We start from the raw sequence: 22,224 nt of genomic DNA, 5'->3' as shown, positions 1-22,224 counted from the left end.
GCCCCCGGGGCTCAGCGCGGCCGACTCCCGTACGCGACCCCCGTCGGCACGCGCTCGCCCGGCTCCCTCCGGGCCCCCGCCTCCCTCCCGGCGTCCGGCTCCATCCGGACCACGGAAGGGTCGGGACCCCGGCGCACCACCTCCAGGGTCACGAACTGTCGCCGCCGCGCGTCGGCGACGACCCGCACGTCACCGGCCCAGCACGCGCTGGCCAGCAGCGGCCGCACCGCCGCGAAGTCCTCGGGCGCGGTCCCGGCGGGGCACCACAGCAGCACCCGTTCGCCGTACGGCGCCCGGCTCGTCCGCACCACCGCGGGCAGCCGCCCGCGGTGGTTCTGGATCCGCAGCTCCGCGCACGCGGCGCGGACCCGGTGCGGGGTGACGACGACCCACGCCCACTCCCGCGCGGCCGGCACCGTCGCCAGCCCGGCCGCGGCCACCGCCAGGACGGCGACCGCCCAGCCGCCGGCGGCGTACCAGAGGCCGCCGGCCAGGCCCGCCGCCGCCAGCTCGTACCGCCACCGCCACACCACCGTCCACGGGTACGGCCGCGCCGCCGGACGTCCCCGGACCAGCATCTCCTCCATCAGCCGCGCCGCCGCGCGGTCCCGCGCGCTCACGCCGTCTCCCGGAAGAACCGCGCCCCGCACCGCCCGCAGACGGTCCCGGCCTCGCCGACGTGCGTGCCGTCCCGCACGCAGACCGCCAGCCCGTGGAACCGGGGGTCCCGGTAGGCGCGCCGCAGCCCGGTCGGGCTCTCGGCGACCTCCAGCCCCATCGCCCGGGCCTGCGCGTCGTGCACCGCGAACACCCGGTACCCGATCCACCGCAGCCACCCGCGCACGGAGTCCCGCGCCGGCGGCTCACCCGTCCCCGGTACCACGACCGGGGGCGCCTGACTCTGGATCATCGCGACCTCCTCGCTGAACCCGAGGCCGCCCGGTCCGCCCGGCCGGTGGTGCCAACACCGGCCGGACGTTCTCCGGCTCCCGCGCGGAGAACCGAACAGCCCTCCGGAAACTGCTCCCTTGGAACGCACGGTAAGGAGGCCGCCCGTCCGATGCTGTGCCACCAGACTCAGAGAAGCGTGCCTTTCGGTGAAATTTTCACGCCCTTCGCGCGACCCCGGCCCCAACTGGTGGTCATCGGAGCGGGCGGCTACTGTGGAGCCCGACACATTCCTTTTCGCTGAACCCGAAGCGGAATGATGTGACCGGGCCGGTGGTGCCAACACCGGCCCGGCCGTGTCGTCGCGTCCAGGCAGTTCGACGCGACCCGCCCTCCCGCCCTCCCCGGCGCCGCTCCTATCGTGGGGACGGGGGGATGGACATGAGCACGGAACGAACGGCGCCCGACACCCGGGGCCTGCGCGGCGAGGTCGTCTACTTCACCGGCGACCCCTTCCTCGTGGGGGACGAGGCCCTGACGCACCACGAGGACGGCCTGGTCGTCGTCCGGAACGGCATGATCACCGCCGTGGGGCCGTACCGGGAGGTCAGGGACGCGCTCCCCGCGGGCGCCCCGGTCGACCACCACCGGGACCACCTGATCTCCGCCGGGTTCGTGGACGCGCACGTGCACTACTCCCAGACCGGCGCGATCGCCTCCTACGGCGGGCGGCTCATGGAGTGGCTGGACGAGTACGTCTACCCCGAGGAGCAGCGGCTCGGGGACCCGGCCGAGGCCCGCCGGGCGGCGCGGTTCTTCGTCGGCGAGCTGCTGCGCAACGGCACCACCACCGCGCTGGCGTTCGCCGCGACCTACCCCGGCAGCGTCGACGCGCTGCTGGAGGAGACCCACCGGCGCGGCATGCGGATGATCGCGGGCAAGGTGATGATGGACCGCGACGCGCCGCCCGGCCTGCTGGACACCGCGCAGCGCGCCTACGACGACTCCCGGGCCCTGCTCGACCGCTGGCAGGGCCGGGGCCGCACCGGCTACGCGATCACGCCGCGCTTCGCGCCGAGCTGCACCCCCGCGGAGCTGGAGGCGGCGGGCGCCCTGTGGAAGGAGCACCCCGACGTCCACGTGCACACGCACCTGTCGGAGAGCGCCGACGAGGTCGCGCAGGTGCGCGAGCTGTTCCCCGAACGCGACGGCTACCTGGACGTCTACGACCACCACGGCCTGGTGGGACGCCGCGCCGTGTTCGCGCACGGGGTGCACGTGACGCCCGCCGAACGCGACCGCCTGCACGCCGCCGGCGCGGCCCTGGCGCACTGCCCGACCTCGAACCTGTTCCTGGGCAGCGGCCTGTTCGACCTGAAGGAGGCCAAGGACCGGCGGCGCCCGATCCCGGTGGGCCTCGGCACCGACGTCGGCGCGGGCACCAGCTTCTCCCTGCTGGCCACCATGAACGAGGCCTACAAGGTCGCCGCGCTGCGCTCGTTCCCCCTGCCCGCGACGGGGCTGTTCCACCTGGCCACGCTCGGCGGCGCCGAGGCCCTGGACCTGGCCGACCGCATCGGCACCCTGACCCCGGGCCACGAGGCGGACGTGGTCGTGCTCGACCCGCGCGCGACGCCGCTGCTGGAGTTCCGCACGGCCCGCGCCGAATCCCTGGAGGAGAAGCTGTTCGTCCTGGCGACCCTGGGCGACGACCGCGCGGTGAAGGCGACCTACATCGCGGGCCGCCCCCAGTACGAACGCCCCGCCCCCTGACGGCGGTCCCGGAAAAGGGGTGGCCCCCGGTGCGTCGCTGTCAGCGGGCGGCGCGCCGGGGGCCGGGGTCGCGGAGCGGGAGCGGAGACCGCTCCGCGAGGATCAGTAGATCGTCACGCCGTACCGGCTGAGGGCCTCGCCGACGGGCTGGAAGAACGTCGTGCCGCCCGCGGAGCAGTCGCCGCTGCCGCCGGAGGTCAGGCCGAGCGCGGTGGAGCCGGCGAACAGCGCGCCGCCGCTGTCGCCGGGCTCGGCGCAGACCGTCGTCTGGATCAGGCCGCTGACCGATCCTTCCTGGTAGTTCACGGTCTGGTCCAGGGCCGTGACCTCGCCCTCGTGGACCTGGGTGGTGGAGCCGCTGCGGGTGACCTTCTGGCCGACGGTCGCCTCACCGGCCTCGGTGATGTCGCGGGTGGAGCCGTACAGGCTCACCTCCCCCCTGGTGTCCTCGGGGGCGGCGGTGTACTTGACCAGGCCGTGGTCGTCGCCGGGGAACGACGACCCGGCGGTGTCGCCCAGCTTCCTCGTGGTGCCCTGGTCGGCGAACCACGACCTGCCGGTGGCGGTGCAGTGGCCCGCCGTCAGGAAGTAGTGCTCGCGTCCCTTCCTCACGTTGAACCCGAGCGAGCAGCGCCCGCCGTTGGTCCAGATCGCCTCGCCGCCGGAGGTGAACGGCCGGAACTTCCCGGACACGCTCCGGGTGCGCACCGCCGGGCCGTGCTTGGCGGCGGCCCTCTTCACCCTGGCCAGCCTCGCGCCCCGGACCGTGCCGTCGATGGACAGGACGACCTGGTTGGCGGCCGGGTCGATCGCCCACGCGGTGCCGGGCACGGTGGCGTCCCGCCTGAGGGCGGCCTCCACCTTCTTCAGGTCGGCGCGGCCGCGCCCGACCGTCTTCGGCTCCGCCCCGGCGGCGCGCACGGCCTGCGCGGCGTCGGCGTCGGTGACCGTGACGACCAGCCTCCCGGTCGCCCGGTCGGGGTAGGACCCGGCGGTCCGCGCGCCGAGCCGGTCGGCGAGGGCACGCGCCACCTGCGCCTGCTCGCGGGCCTGGTGGGCCCGAGGATCGCGGGCAGGGCCGGCGGGTTGGGCGGTCCATCGGTGGACGTGCTGTCCAATACCGGTCCGCTCCTGGGCCGCGCCCGCGTCCCGACGTATCGTCGAGCAACGGTGGGAACCGAAAGTAGGACGCGGAACTCCCGCCCCCGGTTCACCCGCCGTGGGAGTCGCCATGGGCATCGAGATCCGGGTGGAAGGGCTGAGGAAGTCGTTCGGGCGACAGGTCATCTGGGAGGACGTGACCTTCACGATCCCCGCCGGGGAGATCTCCGCGCTGCTGGGCCCGTCCGGCACCGGCAAGTCGGTCTTCCTGAAGAACCTCATCGGGCTGCTGCGCCCCGACCGGGGCCACGTCTACGTCGGCGACGGCGACGTCCCCCGGCTGCGCGAGAGCGAGCTCTACGAGATGCGCCGCAGGTTCGGCGTGCTCTTCCAGGACGGCGCCCTGTTCGGCTCCATGAACGTCTACGACAACATCGCGTTCCCGCTGCGCGAGCACACCCGCAAGAGCGAGAGCGAGATCAGGCGGATCGTCCAGGAGAAGATGGAGATGGTCGGCCTGACCGGGGCCGAGGACAAGCTGCCCGGCGAGATCTCCGGCGGGATGCGCAAGCGCGCCGGGCTGGCCCGCGCGCTGGTCCTCGACCCCGAGATCATCCTGGCCGACGAGCCCGACTCCGGCCTCGACCCGGTCCGCACCGCCTACCTCAACCAGCTGTTCGTCGACCTCAACTGCGAGCTCGGCGCGACGTTCCTGATCGTCACCCACGACATCGGCACCGCGCGGGTGCTGCCCGACAACCTCGGCCTGCTGTTCCGGCGCGGCCTGGTGATGTTCGGGCCGCGCGAGATGGTCCTGTCCAGCACCCACCCGGCGGTCAACCAGTTCTTCAACGCCCGCCGCCAGGGCCCCATCGGCATGGCCGAGGAGAAGGACCAGTCCCAGATCGACGACGAGGGCGCCTACCAGGCGATGCCCGCGCCGATCCCGCCGCAACTCATGCCCAGCGACGGCCGGGTCCGCCCCTCGATGCGACGCCCCGGCGAGTGGCTGCGCCGCCACCGGGTCAAGCCGCCGCCCGGCTCGTTCATCGACGACGAGGGGCGCAACTGGATGACCGAGTGGGACGAGCTGGTCGCCGAACGCCGCCGCCCCCGATGACCCGTTCGCGACAAGCCCGACATCCATGGACAATGGTCCGGTGACGTTGCTGCTGAACCGGTCCGACCTGGAGCGCCTGCTCGACCCGGCCGACTGCCTGGCCGCGTTGCGCCGCGGCTTCACCGCCGAGACGGGCGAGGTGCCGCCGCGCCGCGTCGTCACGTCCCTGCCGGGCCCGGGCAGCGCCACCGCCCTGATCCCGGGCCTGGTCCCCGGCGTGCCCGCCTACACCGTCAAGGTGAACGCGAAGTTCCCCGGCTCCCGGCCCGCCCTGCGCGGCGTGGTCTGCCTGCACGACCTGGAGACCGGTGAGCTGCTCGCCGTGCTGGACTCGGCCACCGTCACCGCCTGGCGCACCGGGCTGGCCGCCGCGCTCGGCACCGACGCCCTCGCCCGCCACGACCCCGGACCCGGCGGCGGGACGGTCGCCGTCGTCGGCGCGGGCGCGCAGGCCGAACTGGTCATGCGCGGCCTGGCCGCGCTGCGCCCGCCGCGCGCCCTCACCGTCTGCGACCTGGACCCCGGCCGTGCCGCCGACTTCGCCGAACGCCACGGCGCGCGCCTGCGCATCCCCACCTCCGTCGCCGCCGAGCCCCGCATCGCCGCCCAGGACGCCGCCATCGTCGTGGTCGCCACCTGGGCGCGGCGGCCGCTGCTGCACGCCGCCGACATCGCCCTCGGCGCGCACGTCACCGCACTCGGCGCCGACGAGCCCGGCAAGTGCGAACTGGCCGCCGACCTGCTGCGCGAGGCCCGCGTCGTCGTCGACGACGTCGCCCTGGCCGTCGAGACGGGGGTGCTGGGCGCCGCCGGGCTGGGCGTCGAGCACGCCGCCGGGACGCTGCACGACGTGCTGCGCGGCCAGGCCCCCGGCCGGGTCCGCGACGGCGAGGTCACCGTCTACGCCCCGGTCGGCCTGCCCTGGCAGGACCTGGCGCTGTCGTGGACCGCCTACCGCGCCGCCGCCGAGGCGGGCGTCGGCACGCGGTTCGACTTCCTCGGCTGACCGGCCCGGCCGGGCGGCCGGCCCGCGGCGCTACCGTGCCACGCGCGACTTGCCCGACGTCAGGTGCCAGCCCCCGCAGGAGGGGCAGCGGTAGACGCGCGCCTCCAGCTTGTCGCGGCCGGGACGGTCGTTGCGCTGGATCGTGGCCAGCGCCAGGGTCGCGGCGATGCGGTCCCGGAACCTCACCTTGCCCGTGGGGCAGGCGGCGCGATGGCCGCGTGGCCGGGATCGACGACGGGTCATCGCGGCACCACCTCCGGCGCGTCAGGGTGCTCATTCCGGTGTACCGCAGGACGCGCGAGATGTCCCGCGTTCACAGCGGTTGCCCGCGAGATGCCCGGCACCGGTCAGCGGGCTTGACACCCGCCCGCCCCACCCGTCCCGCGGGTCAGCGGATGAACGCCCGGTGCGAGGGCTGCATCCGCTCCGGCAGCCGCGCCGGATCGAACCACCGCGCCTCCAGGATCTCCGTCCCGTCGGGCCGCAGCGTCCCGCCCACCGGCACCGCCTCGTAGGCGACCTCGATCCGCAGGCGGTAGCCGCTGCGCACATGGATGAGCCGGGTGACCTCCACCTCCAGCCCGGTCTCCTCCCGCACCTCCCGCTCGACGGTGCCCTCGAACGTCTCGCCCCGCACCGCGTACCCGCCGGGGAACCCCCACTCGCGCCCCTCGGGCCAGTACCGGTGCCGCAACAGCAGGACCCGCCCCTGCGCGTCCCGCACCACCCCGGTCACACCGACCATGAACGTGGCGTTGCGCAGCCACATCAACCGCCACTGGACCCGGCCGCTCAACCGCTTCCACACACGAGCGAGCAACCACTGCACGTCATCCACCGTCCCTTGTCCTCCCCCATCATCGCGCCTCGCCGGGGTGCGGCCGAACGCCTAGGCTGCCCGCATGGGGAACCGGTCGGCGGACGCGCGGGAGCGGGTGCGGGGCATCTTCGAGAAGGTCGTCGCCGACGGGCTGCGGCGTGAGTCGGTGGCGGGCGCGTCGGAGGAGCAGATCGACGCGGCGGCGGCCGCCCAGGGGGTGGACCGGCTGCCGGAGGCCGTGCGGGAGGTGCTGCGCCGCGTCGGGGCGCGGCCGGGACGGTGGCTGGCCGGGAGCGCGTTCGGGATCCGGCTGGACGGGGCCCGGGCCAAGCGCTGCGCGCGGGCCGTCGCCGGCGGCGCGCTGGCGGACCCCGGCGGCATGTTCGTGCTGGTCGAGCACCAGGCGTACGAGTACCACGTCATCGACGGGGCCGACCTCGGCGACGACGACCCGCCGGTGTGGTTGGTCATCGAGGGGGAGGAGGCGCGGCGCGCGTGGGGGAGCGTGACCGGCTGGTTCGCGGCCGTGTCGCCCGACGTCGCGCGCTACCGGTCCCGGCTGCGGCTCATGATGGAGCAGCGCGCGCGGCGGGGGCGGACCGACGTCCCGGCGTGGGCGCACGACCTGCGCGCCGACGACGAGCCGGACGCCGGGCCGGACGCCGGGCCGGACGTCGGCTGACCGGACGCGGCCGGTGCCGCGGATTCCACCCCGCCCGCCCATTGGAACACGTTCTACTTTGATCTAGGGTCGGGGCATGATCTGGGATCGCTTCCGGGTGGACGGGAAGGTCGCCGTGGTCACCGGCGCCGGGCGCGGCATCGGGGCGGCCAGCGCCGTCGCCCTCGCGCAGGCCGGGGCCGACGTCGTGCTGTCCGCCCGCACCGAGGAACAGTTGCGCAAGGTCGCCGCGGAGGTGGAGGCCGCCGGGCGGCGGGCGCTGGTCGTCCCCGCCGACCTGTCGGACCCGCACGCCGCCGCCGGGCTCGCCGAACGGGCCGCCGATGGCCTCGGACGGCTCGACATCGTCGTCAACAACGTCGGCGGCGCCCTGCCCCGCCCGTTCCAGGACACCACGGCCGAGCATCTTGAGAACGCGTTCCAGTTCAACGTGAGCAACGCGCACGCCCTCACCCGCGCCGCCCTCCCGCACCTGCTGGAGTCCCGGGGCGCGGTCGTCAACATCTCCTCGGTCATGGGCCGCATCACCGGCCGGGGCTTCCTGGCCTACGGCACCGCCAAGGCCGCCCTCGCCCACTACACCCGCCTCGCCGCCGCCGACCTGGCCCCGAAGGTGCGGGTGAACGCCATCGCCGTCGGCTCGGTCGCCACCTCCGCGCTGGACATCGTGATGACCAACGACGACCTGCGCGCCCAGATGGAGGCGGGCACGCCGCTGCGCCGCATCGGCGACCCCGGGGACATCGCCGCCGCCGTCCTCTACCTCGCCTCCCCGGCCGCCGCCTACGTCACCGGATCGGTGCTGCGCGTGGACGGCGGCGTCGAGACGCCCAACCTCGACCTCGGCCTGCCCGACCTGTAAGGAGTCCCCGATGGTCTACCGCGTCGTCCAGTGGAGCACCGGCAACGTCGGCCGCCACGCGCTCGCCGGGATCGCCGCCCACCCCGAACTCGAACTGGCCGGGGTCTGGACCTCCACCCCCGCCAAGGTCGGCCGGGACGCCGGGGAGCTGGCGGGCCTGGACCCCCTGGGGGTGGCGGCCACCGGCGACGAGGCGGCGCTGCTCGCCGCGCGCCCCGACTGCGTCGTCTACACCGCCATGGCCGACGTACGGATCATGGAGGCGATCGACGACCTGTGCCGCATCCTGCGCGCGGGCGTCAACGTCGTCTCCAGCAGCCCGGTGTTCCTCCAGTTCCCCGACCGGGTCGTGCCGCCGGAGATGGCCGACCCGGTCCGCGAGGCCGCCCGCGCGGGCGGCGCCTCGATCTTCGTCAACGGCATCGACCCCGGCTTCGCCAACGACGTCCTGCCGCTCGCCCTCACCGGCATCAGCGAGCGGATCGAGCAGGTCCGCTGCATGGAGATCCTCAACTACGCCACCTACGACCAGGCCACCGTGCTGTTCGACATCATGGGCTTCGGCGGCCCCCTGGACGAGACCCCGATGCTGCTCCAGCCGGGCGTGCTGACCATGGCGTGGGGCAGCGTCGTCCGGCAGATCGCCGCCGGTCTGGGCGTCGAGCTGGACGAACTCGTCGAGCACCACACCCGCCTGCCCGCGCCCGAGACGTTCACCGTCGACGCCGGGACCATCGAGAAGGGCACCGCCGCCGCGCTGCGCTTCGAGGTGCGGGGCGTCCGCGACGGCGTCCCGGTGGTCGTGCTGGAGCACGTCACGCGGCTGCGCGACGACCTGGCCCCCGACTGGCCACAGCCGGCCGGTGCGGGCTGCTACCGCGTCGAGGTGACCGGCGAGCCCCACTACACCCTGGACCTCCGGCTGCTCGGCACCGACGGCGACCACAACACCGCCGGCCTCAAGGCCACCGCGATGCGCCTGGTCAACGCCGTTCCCGCCGTCGTGCAGGCCCCGCCCGGCCTGCTCACCGCCCTGGACCTCCCGCTGATCCCCGGCCGGGGCCTGGTCCGCTGACGGCCCGCCGGCGGCCCGCGCCGCCGCCCGCCGCGCCGTTGAGGCCGCGCGATCACCCGGGATACGCTCGGGCGGCGGTGAAGCACCTGCCGCGGGACCGTGACCGTTCGGCGCGTGCGGGGGTGGCTGCGGTGGACTCCACCGGACCTCGAAGGGTGGTGATCGTCGGGGCGGGTCTCGGCGGCACCGCCACCGCCGTCCGCCTCCTGCGGTTCGCCCGGGAGCCCCTCCAGGTCGTGGTGGTCGAGCGGCGACCCGAGTACCGGAGCGCCGGCGTGGCCTACCACCCGGCGGGCAACCACTGGCACCACGTCTTCAACATCCAGGCGGGCCGCATGTCGATGTTCCGCGAGGACGTCGACGACTTCCTGTCCTGGGCCAACCACGAGGCCGACCGGACCGGCTGGCCCCCGCAGTGGAGCGGCTTCACCTTCACCGAGTCCGGGCCCGCGCCCCGCCGGATCTACGCCGACTACCTCGCCGCCCGCCTCGCCGAGGCCGCGCGCGAGGCGTTCGACGGCGTGACCCTGCTGGAGGCCGACGGCGAGGTGGTCGACCTGACGGTCGCCGCGGACGGCGTGGACGTCGTCGTCGAGGACCGCCCCGGGCCGGGCCGGAGGGCGCTGCGGGCCGACCACGTCGTCCTCGCGACCGGCCTGGAGGAACGCGAGCTCCCGTTCGCGGCCGAGGTGAGGGACCACCCCGCGTTCGTGCGGCACCCCTACTCCGAGGAGGGGATCGAACGGATCCTCGGCCTGCGGCGGGACGCCGTGGTCGCCATCGTCGGCACGCTGCTGAGCGCGTACGACTCGGCCTCGCTCCTCCTGCGCAACGGCCACACCGGGAGGATCCACATGATCTCGCGGTCCGGCCTGACGCTCCGCACCTACCCCTCCGACCACCGGCACCAGGTCCTCAGCCTGCCGGACCCCCGGCTGCCCGCCGGCGGCTACGCGGGCCGCGACGACCTCGTCCGGCGGCTCAGGGACGAGTGGGAACGGGCGTGCGCCGCCGTCGCCCGGGAACACCCGGCCGTGGACCCCCTGGTGGTGACCGAGCGGGTCGCCAAGTCCTGGGAGCCCCACCTGCCCGAGGCCCTGGCGCGCGTCCCCTCCGCCGACCTCCGCGCGCTCCTCGACGGCTACGGGAGCCTGCTGGCCACGCTGCGGGTGGGCGCCGTCGCCTACATCACCGAACTCGTCGACGCCGCGCTGGCCGGGGGCGGGCCGATCGCCCTCACGACCGGGAGGGTCGACGGGATCGTCGCCACCGAGGCCGGCACCCTGCGGCTGTCGGTGTCCGGGCCGACGGCGGAGCGGGAGATCGAGGCGGACCTCGTGATCTCGAACTTCGGGCGGGAGCCGGACTACGAGCGGGCCGGCTCGGCGCTCTGGACGAACCTGCTGCGGAAGGGGATCGCCGTACGGCACCGGCGCACCGGGCGCGGCGTCGAGGTGGACGACCGCGGCGCCCTGCTCGGACCGGACGGCGCCCGCTCCGGCCCGATCTCCGTGGTCGGCGGCCCCCGGGAGGGCGACGAGATCGTGCGGTACGGCCGGATGGGCGCGTTCGCGTTCAACCTCGCCGCGATCAAGAACCATTCGGTGGGCGTCGCCGCGACCGTGCTGCACCGGCTCGAATCCCACTACGACGAGCGGGCCGGCGACGTGGCCGTGGCCGAAGCGGGGGCGCCCGGGGCGTTCGCCCGCGCGGTCCTGCTCGACGTGCACCGGATGGCCGCGCGGCGCCGCCGCGACCGCGAGGCCCTGACGGCCCGGTTCGAGGAGGGCCTCCGGGCCGTCCGCGACGCGCTGGCCGGCGGCGGGGCCCCCGCGCCGGACCGCGCGCTGCGGTACGCCGTGAACACGGCCGCCATGACGCGGCTCAGCGACCTGTCGGTGACGCCCCGGGACCTCCGCGCGCTGCTCGGCCTCGACGGGCCGGCGGAGCGGGACCGGACGGGAGATCGCCTCGGCATTCGGGAAGATGCGTGACCGTCCGGGCGGCTGCCAACCTCTGACCATGAGCCCTCGCGAAATACCAGGGGTCGTGCTCGTCGGTTCGCACAGGCGGTACGTTCACGGCCCCTGCAACCGCACCGGGGAACCGGTCGACGGCGCCGTCCTGGTGGCCGACCGGCTCGGCCCCGAACTCTACGAGGCCATCGTCGCCTGCTCCGCGGTGGTCTGCGCGCGAGGCGGCCGGACCGGCCACATGCAGTCCCTCTGCCGGTCGCGCGGGATCCCCGTCCTGCGGATCGACCCGTCCGAGCTGGACGCGCTCACCGGCGAGGTCACCGTCCTGCCCGACCGCGGGTCGGTCGTCCTCGGCGCGGCCGAACCCGCGACGCGGCCGCCGGGGCCCGCCGCCGTCACCTTCGGCGACATCGAGTCGATCTGCGTGGTCATCGCCGACGCCACCGACATCCGGTCGACGAACGCCCTCGCCCCGCGCGTCGAGCACGCGGACTCCTACTTCATCCGCGAGGAGTTCGTCTGCTTCTCCGCCGGGCTGAGCCCGATCGACGCCCTCCGGGCGGGGCCGCGCGAGGCCGAACGCTACGGCGCCGCCGTGGCCGCGGAGCTGTGCGCGATGGCGGACGAGCTGCTCCCCGGCCAGCGCCTGGTCATGAGGCTGCTCGACCTCCGCTCCGACGACGCCGCCAAGATCACCACCGGGGCGCACGTGGACGACGAGCCGAACCCCGAACTCGGCCGCCACGGCGCCCGCTGGCTGCTGGACGAGCGCCACTACCCCCGCGCCTTCCGGGCGCTGCGCGCCCGCGTCCGGGAGCGCCTGGGCGCGGACGCGGACCGGCTGAGCTTCGCCGTTCCGTTCATCAACGACGAGGACGAGTTCGTGCGGCTGCGGCGGCACCTCGGCCTGGCCGGCGACACGCCGCTCGGCGTCTTCGTCGAGACGCCCGCCGCCGTGCACTCGGCGGCCGCGTTCTGCGCCTCCGGCGCCAGCGAGCTGTTCGTCGGCACCAAGGACCTCATCCAGTTCTACCTCGCCGCCGACCGGGGCAACCACCTGGTCTCCGCCACCTACCAGACCCGGCACCCGGCCGTCCTGGCCGCGCTGCGCCAGGCCGTCGAGTCCGGCCACGCCGCCGGGGTCCCGGTGCACGTCTTCGCCCTGGGCGCCGACCTGGACCACTACGTGCGACGCCTCCCGACCCGCAGGCTCATGATGTGCACCGCCGAACTACGGCACCTCGCCGAACGGACGGCGGCCTAGGACCTGTTTCGAAGCGAACCTCGACCACGCACGCGAGCGCGTTACCTGACCGGCGGGCCCGAAGCCGAAGGCGAGGGCCCGCGGGTCAGATCGCGAAGCGATGTCGCGCTCGCCAAGGCCTGGTGAGGCGCGAGCCCCGGGCGAGCGCCGTAGGCCAGGACTTCAAAAATCACAGCCCGGCGCGGTGGGCGACGGCGGCTGCCTGGCCGCGGCTGGTGACGCCCAGCTTGGCCATGATGTTGGAGACGTGGACGCTGGCGGTCTTGGGGGAGATGTACAGCGCGGCGGCGATCTCCTTGTTGCCCAGGCCCTCGGCGACGAGCTTCAGCACCTCGCGCTCGCGGGCCGTCAGCGCCGCCAGCGACCCGCTCTCCGGCCCGTCCCCCGGCGCCGCGCCCGGCCGCAGCCGGGCCCGCGCGCCGAGGTCCCGCAGCGCCGCCAGCAGGGGAGCGGCGCCCAGCCGCTCGGCGGTCGCCACCGCCCGCCGCCACTCCTCGGCCGCCTCCTCGCGGCGGCCCCGCTCGACCAGCGCCTCGGCCAGCCGCCACCGCGACCGCGCCACCTCGTACACGAACCCGCCGTCGGGGTCGCCGTAGGTGAACGCCTCGGCCGCCCTGCGCCACAGCTCGGGGTCGTTGGCCCCCAGCGCGCGGGCGTGCTCGGCCTCGACGCGGGCCAGCCAGGCGTGCCCCTCCACTCCTATCCAGACGCGCGCATAGCCGCCCGGAACGATGGCCATGGCCGCACGGGCACGTTCCAACAGCGCGTCGGCCGTGGCGCGGTCGACGCCGCCGCGCTCGGCGTGCGCCCACAGCACGGTCGCGGCCGCCCGGATGGACGGCGGGTCGTGGTGGTCGAACGCCGCCAGCGCCGCCTCCGCGTGCCCGAGCGCGGTGACCGGGTCGCCGTTCCACAGGCAGTGCTCGGCCGCCAGCCCCCGCGAGATGTAGACCAGCAGCGAATCCTGCGGCCACAGCGGCTCGATCCACCGCAACCGCTCCCGGACGCCGTCGCTTCCCCGCGCGACCTCGCAGAACAACGCGTACGCCGACACGAGCGCCTCGGGCGCCCGCACCACCTGGACGGCGAAGTCGTCCGCCAGCCGGTCGGCCCGCTCCCAGTCGCCGGTGGTGTAGTGGATCAGGTACTGGAGGCAGCGCATCGTGGTGCCGAAGGTGCTCCACTCGACGCCGTGGTCCAGCGCCAGCCGCACGCCGTCGTCGGCCGCCGCGGTGGCCGCCGCCAGCTCGCCCCGGTCGAACGGGACGCGCGCGTAGTGGTAGGCGGCGCGCATCGCGACCGGGTAGTTCCCGGCGGCGAGGGCCAGGTCGCGGGCCCGCCCGAACAGGGCGGCGGCGTCGGCGTCCCCCTCCCGCCACTCCCGGTACACCGCCAGGGAGATCAGCGCGCTGGCCTCGGCGTCGGTCGCCCCCGTCGCCCGCGCCGCCGCGATCGCCTCCTCGGCCAGCGCCGAGAGCCGCGCGTGCTCCTCGCTGTAGACCAGGGTGCGCAGGTAGGCGGCCAGCGCCCCGGCGCGTTCGGGGGTGGGCGGGTCGGCGGGCAGCAGGTCCACGGCCTCGCGGAGCACGGCGGTGGACTCCTCGTCCTGGTCCAGCTCGTACAGCAGCGACCCCAGATGCTCGCGGATCTTCACCCCCAGCCGCAGGTCGGAGGGGTCGGTGACGGCCAGCAGGCGGCGCAGCCGGGAGATGCCCCGGCGGGTGTCCCCGGCGCGGGCCGACGCCCGCGCCGCCGCCAGCGAGATCTCCTCCCGCGCGGCCCCGGCGACCGCGTCGGCGTCGGGGACCGCGTCCCACAGCTCCAGCGCCCGGTCGTAGTGGTCGTGGGCCTCGTCGGGCGCGCCCATCCGCTCGGCCTCGCGCCCCGCCCGCAGCGACGCCGCGAACGCCACCGGCAGGTCGTGCGCGGCGAGGCTGTGGTGGGCGCGCTCGGCGGCGGCGCGCGGCAGCAGCGAGGCGGGCGGCTCGGCCAGCAGCGCGGCGAACGCGGCGTGCAGCCGGGTCCTCTCGCCCGGCAGCAGGTCGGCGTAGGCGGCCTCGGCGAGCAGCGCGTGCCGGAACCGGTAGCCGTCGGCCCCGTCGGGCTCCAGCAGCCGCTGCTCGACGATCTCCCGCAGCGCCGTGCCGACGGCCCGCTCGTCCAGCCCCGACACCCGCCGGACCAGCTCGTCGTTGACGCGGCGGCCCGCGACGGCGGCGACCCGCACCACGCGCTGGGCGTCGTCGGACAGCCGCTCCATGCGGGCCAGCAGCAGGTCGGCGAGCCCGGCGGGCAGGTCCTCGCCGGTGCGGGCGGCGGCGTGCAGCTCGGCGGCGTAGAACGGGTTGCCCTCCGAACGCTGGTGGACCCGCGCGACCTCCTCGGCGGACGGCGGCGTCCCGCCGTCCAGGTACGCCAGGTACTCGGCGGTCTCGCTCGGCGCGAACGGCCGCAGGTCCACCGCCGTCACGTTCGGCAGCCGCACCAGCTCCGCCACCACCGGGCGCAGCGGGTGGCGCCGGTGCAGGTCGTCGGAGCGGTAGGTGCCGACCAGGCAGACCCGCTCGCGTTGCAGGACGCGGCTGAGGAACGTCAGCAGATGCCGCGTGGAACGGTCCGCCCAGTGCAGGTCCTCCAGCACCAGCAGCACCGGGCGCCGCTGTCCCAGCTCGCCCAGCAGCCCCAGCGCGGCCCCGAACAGCTGCTGCTGCCCCAGCTCCGACGCCGCGTCCGGCGCGCCGTCCCCGTCGGGCAGCAGCCGTCCCAGCACCGGCCGCGTCTCCAGCGCCTCCCGCAGCACCTCGGCCCCCGGCTCCCGCACGGCCCGCCACAGCGCGTCGGCCAGCGGCATGTAGGGGATGGACTCGCCGAGCTCGGCGCACTGCCCGGTCAGCACGGTCCAGCCGCGCCGGGCGGCCTGCCGCGTGAGCGCGCCCACCAGATGGGACTTGCCGACCCCGGCGTCACCGCTGACCAGCGCGATCCCGGCGTTCCCGGCGGCGGCGCGGTCCAGCGCGGCGCTGAGCGCGGCGGCCTCGGCGGCACGTCCGACCAGCTCCCCCATCAGCTCCTCCATCCGCCGAGTATCCCACCCGGAACCGGCTTTCCGGTCAGGGCGTGATCACGAGCTTGCCGCGGGTGTGCCCGGTCCGGCTGGCCGCGAACGCCGCGCCGACCTCCTCCAGCGGGAACGTCCCGGCCACCTCGACCGTGAGCTCGCCCTTGTCGGCCAGCGCGGCCAGCTCGGCCAGCCTGGCCCCGTCGGGGCGCACCCAGATCCAGTGGCCGCCGTGCTCCTCCACGGTGTTGTCGGCGACGGAGGCGTGGCGGCCGCCCCCGGCCAGCACCGCCAGCGTCGTGTCGAGCTGCCCGCCGACGAAGTCGGCCACGGCGGTCACCCCGCCCGGGGCCAGGTCGCGGACGCGCCCGGCGAGCCCGTCGCCGTAGACGACCGGCTCGGCGCCGAGGCCGCGCAGGTAGTCGTGGTTGCGTTCGGAGGCGGTGCCGACGACGCGGGCGCCGCGCGCCCGCGCGATCTGGACGGCGAGGCTCCCCACGCCCCCGGCCGCCCCGTGCACCAGCACCACGTCCCCGGCGCCGACCGCCAGCCGGTCGAGGGTGCGCTGCGCGGTCATCCCCGCCAGCGGCAGGCCCCCGGCCCGGTTCCAGTCGAGCGCCGCGGGCCGGCGCGCGCACGCGGCGGCGTCCACCGCGACGTACTGCGCGAACGTCCCGGCGTGGACGACGTGCTTGCGGGCGTAGGCCATCACCTCGTCGCCCGGCGCGAACTCCGGGGTGTCGGGCCCGGCCGCCCGCACCACCCCGGCCACGTCCCAGCCGGGGATGACGGGGAACACCGCGTCCATCATCGCGTCGAGGCCGCCCGCCATGATCTTCCAGTCCACCGGGTTGACCCCGGCGGCCCGCACCTCGATCAGCACCTGCCCCGGGCCGAGCCGGGGATCGGGCACCTCGCCCGCCCGCAGCCGGGAATCGTCGGTGGTGTAGGCGTCGTAGGTGACAGCGCGCATGGGAAACCCCCCGGTTCACAGAGCACGGATCATGGTCTGGAAGGTGACCTACCCCGAAAACGTGCACGGGCCCCGGTCCACTCGTGGACCGGGGCCCGTCGTGCGCGGACGGGCGCCGCCCGTCCCTCGGCCCGCCGGGGCGGAGGCTCAGCCCGCCAGGGCGGCGGCCAGCTCGGTCTCCTCCACGGCCTCCACGGGCTCCGCGATCTCGTCCTCGACCTCGGGCTCCTCGACCGGGGGAGCGGGCAGGATCCGCTCGTAGGCGCGCAGCGTCTCGGCGGCGATGCGCTTCCAGGAGTACCGCGAGTTGGCGCGGTCGGCGGCGGCGATGGCCCAGCCGTGCAGCGTGGTCTCCTCGGCCAGCAGCCGCCGGATCGCCCGGCCGATCAGCACGGGCCGGTCCGCCGGGACGTGCATGCCGGTGATGCCGTCCAGCACGCTGTCGGTGTTCCCGCCGACCGGGGTGGCGACCACCGGGACGCCGCAGGCCATGGCCTCCAGCGGCACCATCGACGACGGCTGGAACGGCGCCAGCACCAGCGCCAGCCGCGCGGTGCGCAGCAGCTTGGGCAGCGACCGGCGGGGCAGCCGCCCCAGGAAGATCACCCGGTCGGCGACGTGCAGCTCCTTGGCCAGCAGGGTCAGCCGGTGCACGGCCGGGTCGTTCTCCAGCTCCTCCCGGGCCGGGCCGCCGGCGATCGCCAGCTCGGCGTCCGGGACGTGCGCCAGCGCGCGGATCGCCGTGGCGACCCCGCCGTCCTCCAGGTCGCGGCAGACCGTCACCAGGCGCTGCCGGTCACCGCGCGGCATGGCCGGGCCGACCTGGCTGAACAGCTCGCCGTCCACCCCGTAGGGGAGGATGCCGACCGACGGCCGGGGGACGCCCATCCGCACCAGCGCGTTGCGCTCGCCGGAGTGCGCGGCCAGCACCAGGTCGGCGCCGCGCCCGACGGCGGTCTCCAGCCGCATCCGCGCCGGGTGCACCTCGTGCCCCAGCCGCCGCTCGCCGGCGGCCAGCCCGTGGTAGCTGGCGACGAACGGGATGTCCAGCTCCTTGGCGACAGCGCAGGCCACCAGTCCGCCGATCCAGCCGTGGGCGTGCACGACGTCGGGGCGCCCCGGGCCGCTGAACCGGCGGCGCAGCGCGTCGGCGAAGTCCCGCACGTGCCGCAGCGTGTCGTCATCGCTCAGCCGCCGGGCCGGACCGGCCTCGACCTGGTACACCGTGGCACCGGGAGCGATGCGGGAACGCATGCGGGCGGCGGGGTTGCACCGCCGGGTGTAAACGCTGACCTGGTGGCCCTCGGCGTCCTCGGACAGCGGAGCGGCCAACGCACGGGCGAGATCCCGCACCGCGATCGCCTGAACGGTCTCGGCGTCGAGGTCGGCGGCGGTGACAAGGGCGATGTTCAGAGGGTGGCGCATGACGGATCCTCCGTACTCAAGGCATGAGCAACTGGGAGGTATCTCCGTCTTGGACACCTACAGTCACATGTCTACCCCACCCCCGAGTGAAAGCAAACCCGCTAATGACGATTCGTCGCGAAAAAAGTTCTTGGTACCGCGAAACCCGGTTCCGGCGGCCCGCGTCCCATGTCCATGGGACTCCTACGCAGCCACCGACTCGCCACGGGAGCACTGCTCGTCTCCGCGGCCTCCGCCGTCACCGCGTGCGGCGCCGCGACCCAGGAGGTCCGCACGGTCCGGGGCGCGGTGGCCCCGGTCGCCGCGGCGGACCCCGGGCCCCTGGCGCGGGCCTCCTCCGCGTTCGGCCTCTCCGTCCTGGACGCCTGGTGCCGCCGGGACCCGTCCGCCAACGTGGTGCTGTCGCCCAGCAGCCTGTCCAGCGGCCTCGGCATGGTCCACCAGGCGGCCCGCGGTGAGACGGCCGCCGCGATGGCCCGCACCCTGCGGCTCCCGCCGGGCGACCCGCTCCCGGGCCTGAGGGCCCGCACCCAGGCGCTGAAGGCCCTCAACACCAAGGACGTGAAGCTGCGCACGGTCGACCAGGTGTGGTCGGACCGGGCGCTCACCCCCCACAAGGACTACCTGGACCGGGTGGCCACGGCCTACGACGCCTCGCTGAAGCTGCTCGACATCCGCAGCGACCCCGAGGGCGCCCGCGCCACCGTCAACGAGGAGATCAAGAGGATCACCGAGGGGCTGGTCCCCCGGCTGCTCCCCGAGAACTCGGTCAAGGGGGACACCGGCTGGATCCTGACCGACGCCCTCTACATGAAGGCGAGGTGGGCCGCCGAGTTCAAGAAGCAGGACACCGCGCCCGCCCGCTTCACCACCGCCGCGGGCCGCTCGGTCGACGCCCCGATGATGAGGAAGACCACCGACTACGGCGTGGCCCGCCACCGGGGCTGGACGGCGGTGGACCTGCCCTACCGGGACGGCCGCCTGACCATGACGGCCCTGCTCCCCGACGCCCGCGCCAAGGGCTGCCCCGACCTGTCCCCGGCCACCCTCGACGCCCTGACCGGCGCCCTGCGCCCCACCACCGTGGACCTGTCGATCCCCAAGGTGAGGCTGAAGGCCCAGGCCGACCTCAAACCCCTGCTCAGCGAGCTGGGCATGGCGCAGGCGTTCGGCGGGCAGGCCGACCTCAGGGGCCTGTCCCCGAAGGCGGTGCGCCTCCAGTTCGTCCAGCACGCCGCGACCCTGCTCGTCGACGAGAAGGGCACCGAGGCCGCGGCGGCGACGGGCAGCGGCGTCGAGGCCCTGGCCGCCCCGCCCCGCGGCGAGAAGATCGTCTTTGACCGTCCGCACGTCCTGGTGGTCCGCGACACCCGGACCGGCGAGCCGCTGTTCCTGGCCCGCGTCGCCGACCCCACCCGTTCCTGACCCCACCCGTTCCCGAGCCCACCCGCTCCCGACCGGGCATCCTGGAAGGCATGCGCCTCTGGTACGTCGCCTACGGCTCCAACCTCCACGCCGAGCGCTTCGCCTGCTACCTGGCCGGCGGCCGTCCCGCCGGCGGCGCGCGCCACTACACCGGCTGCCGCGACCCCCGCCCCGCCCGGGCGCAGGCGCCGGTCACCGTGCCCGGCGGGATCTACTTCGCCCACCGGTCGCTGACCTGGGGCGGCGGCATGGCGTTCTACGACCCCGACCTGCCGGGCCGGACCGCCGCGCGCGCCTACCTGCTGACCCTCCAGCAGTTCTGCGACGTGATGTCCCAGGAGATGCGCCGCGCGACCGGGGCCGACCCCGACCTGTCGCGGGTGCTCGGCGAGGGCCGCCAGCGGCTCGGCCCCGGACGCTACGAGACCGTCCTGAAGATCGGGGAACGCGACGGCCACCCCATGCTCACCTTCACCGCCCCGCACGGGGTGGACGGCGCGGAGCTCAACCCGCCGACCGCCCCCTATCTGGCCATGCTCGGCCACGGCCTGCGCGAGGCGCACGGCTGGCGGCCCGACCGCGCCGCCGCCTACCTGGCCGGACGCCCCGGCGCGCGCGGAGCCTGGAGCAGTGCCGCGATCGCGGCACTGCTAGCGTCGGGGCATGAAGATCGGTGACACCGTCGACGACTTCGAACTCCCCGACGAGACCGGAACCCCCCGCACCCTGTCCGGCCTGCTGGAGAAGGGCCCGGTCGTGCTCTTCTTCTACCCGGCCGCGATGACGCCCGGCTGCACCGCCGAGGCGTGCCACTTCCGCGACCTGGCGGCCGAGCTGGCCGACGTCGGCGCGCACCCGGTCGGGATCAGCGCCGACGGCGTGGACAGACAGAAGGAGTTCGCCGACCGGCACTCCCTCGGCTACCCGCTGCTGTCGGACCCCGACGGGACGGTCCGCGCCCGCTTCGGCGTCAAGCGCGGCCTGGCGCTGATGCCGACCAGGCGGCAGACGTTCGTCATCGACACCGACCGGCGGGTCATCGAGATCGTCAAGAGCGAGATCAAGATGGCCGCGCACGCCGACCGGGCGCTGGCGGCCCTCAGGGCACGATCGGCAGGGTGATCGAGGAGACCCGGCCGGGGGAGTGGAACACCTCCTGGCCGGCGGTCAGCATCCGGGTCGCGGTGCCGATCGGCTCACCCGTCCCCGGGTTGCGGGCGACCCGAGGGTAGGCACCGCTGCACACCTGCACGCGGATGCGGTGCCCGGCCCTGAACCGGTGCCCGACCGGCCACAGCTCCACCGGGACGCGCCGCACGCCGTCCTCCCCGGGGTCGTTCACGCCCGGGACGAGCCGCCGCATGCCCTCGCACAGGTTCCGCGAGACGCCGTCGGGATCGACGTCGCACAACCGCACCACGAAGTCGGTGTGCGCGCGGTCGGACCGCACGACCAGCTCGGCCGTCACCGGCCCGATCGCCTCCACGTCCTCGGCCAGCGCGTCGGAGGTGTAGACGAGGACGTCGCGGCGCGCCTCCACCCGCGCCTGGTCGGCGACGGGCTTGTTGTCGCCCAGCAGCGACGGCCCGCCCAGGAACGGCGTCGGGTGCTCGGGGTCGTAGCGGTAGCGGTCCGGCTCCGACTCCGGCGGCTCGGCGGTGCCGAGCCCGCCGTCCGGCTGGAGGTTCCAGCGCTGTTCGCGCATCCCCGGCACCGGCCAGTCGGGGAACTCCCGCCACTCGTCGGCGCCGGTCACGTACAGCCGCACCGGCTGCTCGCGCAGCTCAGACGGGTCGTCCAGCAGGTGCGCGCGGAACCACCGCATCGCCTCGCCGACCGACCCGCGCATCATCCGCTGGTCGGCGTGGAACCACGGGCCGATCGTCAGGTACGGACGCCGCCCGGCCGCGCGCAGCGCCGCGTAGTCCTTGAGCTGCCACGGCAGGAAGATGTCGTACCAGCCGCCGGTCATGTTCACCGGGGCCTCGACCCGCGCGACGCTCGGGCTGAAGTCGCGGCGGTCCCAGAACGGGCTGTCGGGCTCGTTGACCAGCAGGTCCTGGAAGAACTTCTGCTGGCTGCCGGTCGCCAGCACGTCCAGCTCGGCGAGGGGACGGCCCGACAGCGCGGCCCGCCGCGCCCGCCGCGGCGACATGATCCCGGTGGTGACGCCCGACAGCGGGTGCTTCAGCCGCGCCGTCAGGTCCACCCAGGTCAGCGTGGACTCCAGCGCGAACATGCCGCCGACGTTGATGGCGTCGCGGAACTGCGACGCGGTGACCTGCATCGACAGCGCCCGCAGCTCCGGTCCCGCCTCGGCGGCCACCGCCCACTGCACGTAGCCCAGATAGCTCGGCCCGTGCATCGCGAACGTCCCGCCGAACCACGGCTGCGCCCGCAGCCACTCGATGGTGGCCAGCCCGTCCTCGCGCTCGTCGAGCGGCTCGAACACCCCGCCGGAGCCGAACCCGCCGCGCACGCTCTGCACCACGGCCTGGAACCCGTGCGAGGCGAACACCTGCCCGCACATCAGCCCGAACGGCCCGCGCCGCCCGTACGGCGAACGCACCAGGACCGTCGGCGGCCGCTCCAGGTCGACCGGCGCGTAGTGGTCGGCCAGCAGCACGACCCCGTCGGTGGTGGGCACCTCCAGGTCGCGTTCGACCCGGACCTGATGGGGGCCGTTCCGCAAGCCCAGCGCCGTGACCCCCAGCCGACGCACCTTCTCCTCGCCTACCACTCCACAGATCGTATCCCCGGCATTCCATGACCGGCC

General features: G+C 75.1%; 20 protein-coding genes. 11 read left to right on the top strand and 9 right to left on the bottom strand.

The window, feature by feature from the left end; translation table 11 throughout:
- Positions 1–11 precede the first annotated feature (11 nt).
- Complete coding sequence (locus AKI01S_RS00910; protein ID WP_067811125.1) at positions 12–620, bottom strand: hypothetical protein; 609 nt, start codon at positions 618–620, stop codon at positions 12–14.
- Complete coding sequence (locus tag AKI01S_RS00905) at positions 617–910, bottom strand: hypothetical protein (RefSeq protein ID WP_067811122.1); 294 nt, start codon at positions 908–910, stop codon at positions 617–619. Before AKI01S_RS00905 ends, AKI01S_RS00910 begins: the two co-directional genes overlap by 4 nt.
- A 419-nt stretch (positions 911–1,329) precedes the next feature.
- On the opposite strand from AKI01S_RS00905, the gene guaD reads away from it, so the two are divergent.
- A complete protein-coding gene (gene guaD / locus AKI01S_RS00900; protein ID WP_157419567.1) occupies positions 1,330–2,661 on the top strand; it encodes a guanine deaminase in 1,332 nt (443 codons plus the stop codon).
- Positions 2,662–2,763: 102 nt separating this feature from the next.
- On the opposite strand, the gene AKI01S_RS00895 is transcribed toward guaD, so the two are convergent.
- Positions 2,764–3,894, bottom strand: a complete 1,131-nt coding sequence (locus tag AKI01S_RS00895) for a S1 family peptidase (protein ID WP_083998707.1) — start codon at positions 3,892–3,894, stop codon at positions 2,764–2,766.
- On the opposite strand from AKI01S_RS00895, the gene AKI01S_RS00890 reads away from it, so the two are divergent.
- A complete protein-coding gene (locus AKI01S_RS00890; RefSeq protein WP_067811114.1) occupies positions 3,893–4,882 on the top strand; it encodes an ABC transporter ATP-binding protein in 990 nt (329 codons plus the stop codon). The two genes, AKI01S_RS00895 and AKI01S_RS00890, sit on opposite strands and share 2 nt — an antisense overlap.
- A 40-nt stretch (positions 4,883–4,922) precedes the next feature.
- Entirely contained in the window at positions 4,923–5,888 is a 966-nt protein-coding gene (locus AKI01S_RS00885; protein WP_067811111.1) for an ornithine cyclodeaminase family protein, read from the top strand.
- A gap of 30 nt (positions 5,889–5,918) precedes the next feature.
- Here AKI01S_RS00885 and AKI01S_RS00880 read toward each other — a convergent pair whose 3' ends face one another.
- On the bottom strand, positions 5,919–6,131 hold the full coding sequence (locus AKI01S_RS00880; RefSeq protein WP_067811108.1) for a hypothetical protein: 213 nt from the start codon (positions 6,129–6,131) through the stop codon (positions 5,919–5,921).
- Between the two features lie 145 nt (positions 6,132–6,276).
- Positions 6,277–6,717: an NUDIX domain-containing protein gene (locus tag AKI01S_RS00875; protein ID WP_067811106.1), complete on the bottom strand. Its 441-nt coding sequence runs from the start codon at positions 6,715–6,717 to the stop codon at positions 6,277–6,279.
- Between the two features lie 73 nt (positions 6,718–6,790).
- On the opposite strand from AKI01S_RS00875, the gene AKI01S_RS00870 reads away from it, so the two are divergent.
- The 5 genes from AKI01S_RS00870 to AKI01S_RS00850 all read left to right on the top strand — a co-directional run bounded on the left by AKI01S_RS00870 (position 6,791) and on the right by AKI01S_RS00850 (position 12,567).
- The gene (locus tag AKI01S_RS00870; RefSeq protein ID WP_067811103.1) at positions 6,791–7,390 is read left to right on the top strand and encodes a hypothetical protein; all 600 of its coding nucleotides are present in this window, start codon (positions 6,791–6,793) and stop codon (positions 7,388–7,390) included.
- Positions 7,391–7,466: 76 nt separating this feature from the next.
- Positions 7,467–8,252 carry an SDR family oxidoreductase gene (locus tag AKI01S_RS00865; RefSeq protein WP_067811101.1) on the top strand — a complete coding sequence of 262 codons (786 nt, stop codon included), beginning with the start codon at positions 7,467–7,469 and terminating at the stop codon, positions 8,250–8,252.
- A 10-nt stretch (positions 8,253–8,262) separates the two neighbouring features.
- Positions 8,263–9,327, top strand: coding sequence for an NAD(P)H-dependent amine dehydrogenase family protein (locus tag AKI01S_RS00860; RefSeq protein ID WP_067811098.1), 1,065 nt, complete (start codon positions 8,263–8,265; stop codon positions 9,325–9,327).
- A gap of 131 nt (positions 9,328–9,458) precedes the next feature.
- Positions 9,459–11,321: an FAD/NAD(P)-binding protein gene (locus tag AKI01S_RS00855; RefSeq protein WP_067811095.1), complete on the top strand. Its 1,863-nt coding sequence runs from the start codon at positions 9,459–9,461 to the stop codon at positions 11,319–11,321.
- Positions 11,322–11,349: 28 nt separating this feature from the next.
- Entirely contained in the window at positions 11,350–12,567 is a 1,218-nt protein-coding gene (locus tag AKI01S_RS00850; RefSeq protein ID WP_067811092.1) for a putative PEP-binding protein, read from the top strand.
- Between the two features lie 169 nt (positions 12,568–12,736).
- Here the strand turns inward: AKI01S_RS00850 and AKI01S_RS54130 are convergent, their stop codons facing one another.
- The 3 genes from AKI01S_RS54130 to AKI01S_RS00835 all read right to left on the bottom strand — a co-directional run bounded on the left by AKI01S_RS54130 (position 12,737) and on the right by AKI01S_RS00835 (position 18,023).
- Positions 12,737–15,643, bottom strand: coding sequence for a helix-turn-helix transcriptional regulator (locus tag AKI01S_RS54130; RefSeq protein ID WP_281185682.1), 2,907 nt, complete (start codon positions 15,641–15,643; stop codon positions 12,737–12,739).
- A 34-nt stretch (positions 15,644–15,677) separates the two neighbouring features.
- Positions 15,678–16,598, bottom strand: a complete 921-nt coding sequence (locus AKI01S_RS00840) for an NADP-dependent oxidoreductase (RefSeq protein WP_067811089.1) — start codon at positions 16,596–16,598, stop codon at positions 15,678–15,680.
- A 147-nt stretch (positions 16,599–16,745) separates the two neighbouring features.
- Positions 16,746–18,023, bottom strand: a complete 1,278-nt coding sequence (locus AKI01S_RS00835; RefSeq protein ID WP_067811086.1) for a glycosyltransferase — start codon at positions 18,021–18,023, stop codon at positions 16,746–16,748.
- Positions 18,024–18,191: 168 nt separating this feature from the next.
- Here AKI01S_RS00835 and AKI01S_RS00830 point away from each other — a divergent pair, with 168 nt between their 5' ends.
- From AKI01S_RS00830 to AKI01S_RS00820, 3 genes are read left to right on the top strand one after another with little or no spacing between them, the layout of a single operon-like run.
- The gene (locus tag AKI01S_RS00830) at positions 18,192–19,448 is read left to right on the top strand and encodes a serpin family protein (protein ID WP_245681432.1); all 1,257 of its coding nucleotides are present in this window, start codon (positions 18,192–18,194) and stop codon (positions 19,446–19,448) included.
- Positions 19,449–19,498: 50 nt separating this feature from the next.
- The gene (locus tag AKI01S_RS00825) at positions 19,499–20,125 is read left to right on the top strand and encodes a histone deacetylase (protein ID WP_067811082.1); all 627 of its coding nucleotides are present in this window, start codon (positions 19,499–19,501) and stop codon (positions 20,123–20,125) included.
- Complete coding sequence (locus tag AKI01S_RS00820) at positions 20,112–20,570, top strand: peroxiredoxin (RefSeq protein WP_067811079.1); 459 nt, start codon at positions 20,112–20,114, stop codon at positions 20,568–20,570. Before AKI01S_RS00825 ends, AKI01S_RS00820 begins: the two co-directional genes overlap by 14 nt.
- On the opposite strand, the gene AKI01S_RS00815 is transcribed toward AKI01S_RS00820, so the two are convergent.
- The gene (locus tag AKI01S_RS00815; protein ID WP_245681431.1) at positions 20,548–22,170 is read right to left on the bottom strand and encodes a CocE/NonD family hydrolase; all 1,623 of its coding nucleotides are present in this window, start codon (positions 22,168–22,170) and stop codon (positions 20,548–20,550) included. The two genes, AKI01S_RS00820 and AKI01S_RS00815, sit on opposite strands and share 23 nt — an antisense overlap.
- Between the last annotated feature and the right edge of the window lie 54 nt (positions 22,171–22,224).

This window comes from Actinomadura kijaniata NBRC 14229, from assembly GCF_001552175.1.
GTDB classification, from domain to species: Bacteria; Actinomycetota; Actinomycetes; order Streptosporangiales; family Streptosporangiaceae; genus Spirillospora; species Spirillospora kijaniata.
Note: the sequence above shows the minus strand (reverse complement) of the source record. Positions and strands in the feature narration are given on the sequence as shown.

What these genes read in the sequence shown, in the direction of transcription:
- AKI01S_RS00905 (WP_067811122.1), bottom strand. Translation starts at nt 910, where the DNA reads ATGATCCAGAGTCAGGCGCCCCCGGTCGTGGTACCGGGGACGGGTGAG.
- guaD (WP_157419567.1), top strand. Translation starts at nt 1,330, where the DNA reads ATGAGCACGGAACGAACGGCGCCCGACACCCGGGGCCTGCGCGGCGAG.
- AKI01S_RS00890 (WP_067811114.1), top strand. Translation starts at nt 3,893, where the DNA reads ATGGGCATCGAGATCCGGGTGGAAGGGCTGAGGAAGTCGTTCGGGCGA.
- AKI01S_RS00895 (WP_083998707.1), bottom strand. Translation starts at nt 3,894, where the DNA reads ATGGCGACTCCCACGGCGGGTGAACCGGGGGCGGGAGTTCCGCGTCCT.
- AKI01S_RS00880 (WP_067811108.1), bottom strand. Translation starts at nt 6,131, where the DNA reads ATGACCCGTCGTCGATCCCGGCCACGCGGCCATCGCGCCGCCTGCCCC.
- AKI01S_RS00870 (WP_067811103.1), top strand. Translation starts at nt 6,791, where the DNA reads ATGGGGAACCGGTCGGCGGACGCGCGGGAGCGGGTGCGGGGCATCTTC.
- AKI01S_RS00865 (WP_067811101.1), top strand. Translation starts at nt 7,467, where the DNA reads ATGATCTGGGATCGCTTCCGGGTGGACGGGAAGGTCGCCGTGGTCACC.
- AKI01S_RS00860 (WP_067811098.1), top strand. Translation starts at nt 8,263, where the DNA reads ATGGTCTACCGCGTCGTCCAGTGGAGCACCGGCAACGTCGGCCGCCAC.
- AKI01S_RS00850 (WP_067811092.1), top strand. Translation starts at nt 11,350, where the DNA reads ATGAGCCCTCGCGAAATACCAGGGGTCGTGCTCGTCGGTTCGCACAGG.
- AKI01S_RS54130 (WP_281185682.1), bottom strand. Translation starts at nt 15,643, where the DNA reads ATGGAGGAGCTGATGGGGGAGCTGGTCGGACGTGCCGCCGAGGCCGCC.
- AKI01S_RS00840 (WP_067811089.1), bottom strand. Translation starts at nt 16,598, where the DNA reads ATGCGCGCTGTCACCTACGACGCCTACACCACCGACGATTCCCGGCTG.
- AKI01S_RS00835 (WP_067811086.1), bottom strand. Translation starts at nt 18,023, where the DNA reads ATGCGCCACCCTCTGAACATCGCCCTTGTCACCGCCGCCGACCTCGAC.
- AKI01S_RS00830 (WP_245681432.1), top strand. Translation starts at nt 18,192, where the DNA reads ATGTCCATGGGACTCCTACGCAGCCACCGACTCGCCACGGGAGCACTG.
- AKI01S_RS00825 (WP_067811082.1), top strand. Translation starts at nt 19,499, where the DNA reads ATGCGCCTCTGGTACGTCGCCTACGGCTCCAACCTCCACGCCGAGCGC.
- AKI01S_RS00820 (WP_067811079.1), top strand. Translation starts at nt 20,112, where the DNA reads ATGAAGATCGGTGACACCGTCGACGACTTCGAACTCCCCGACGAGACC.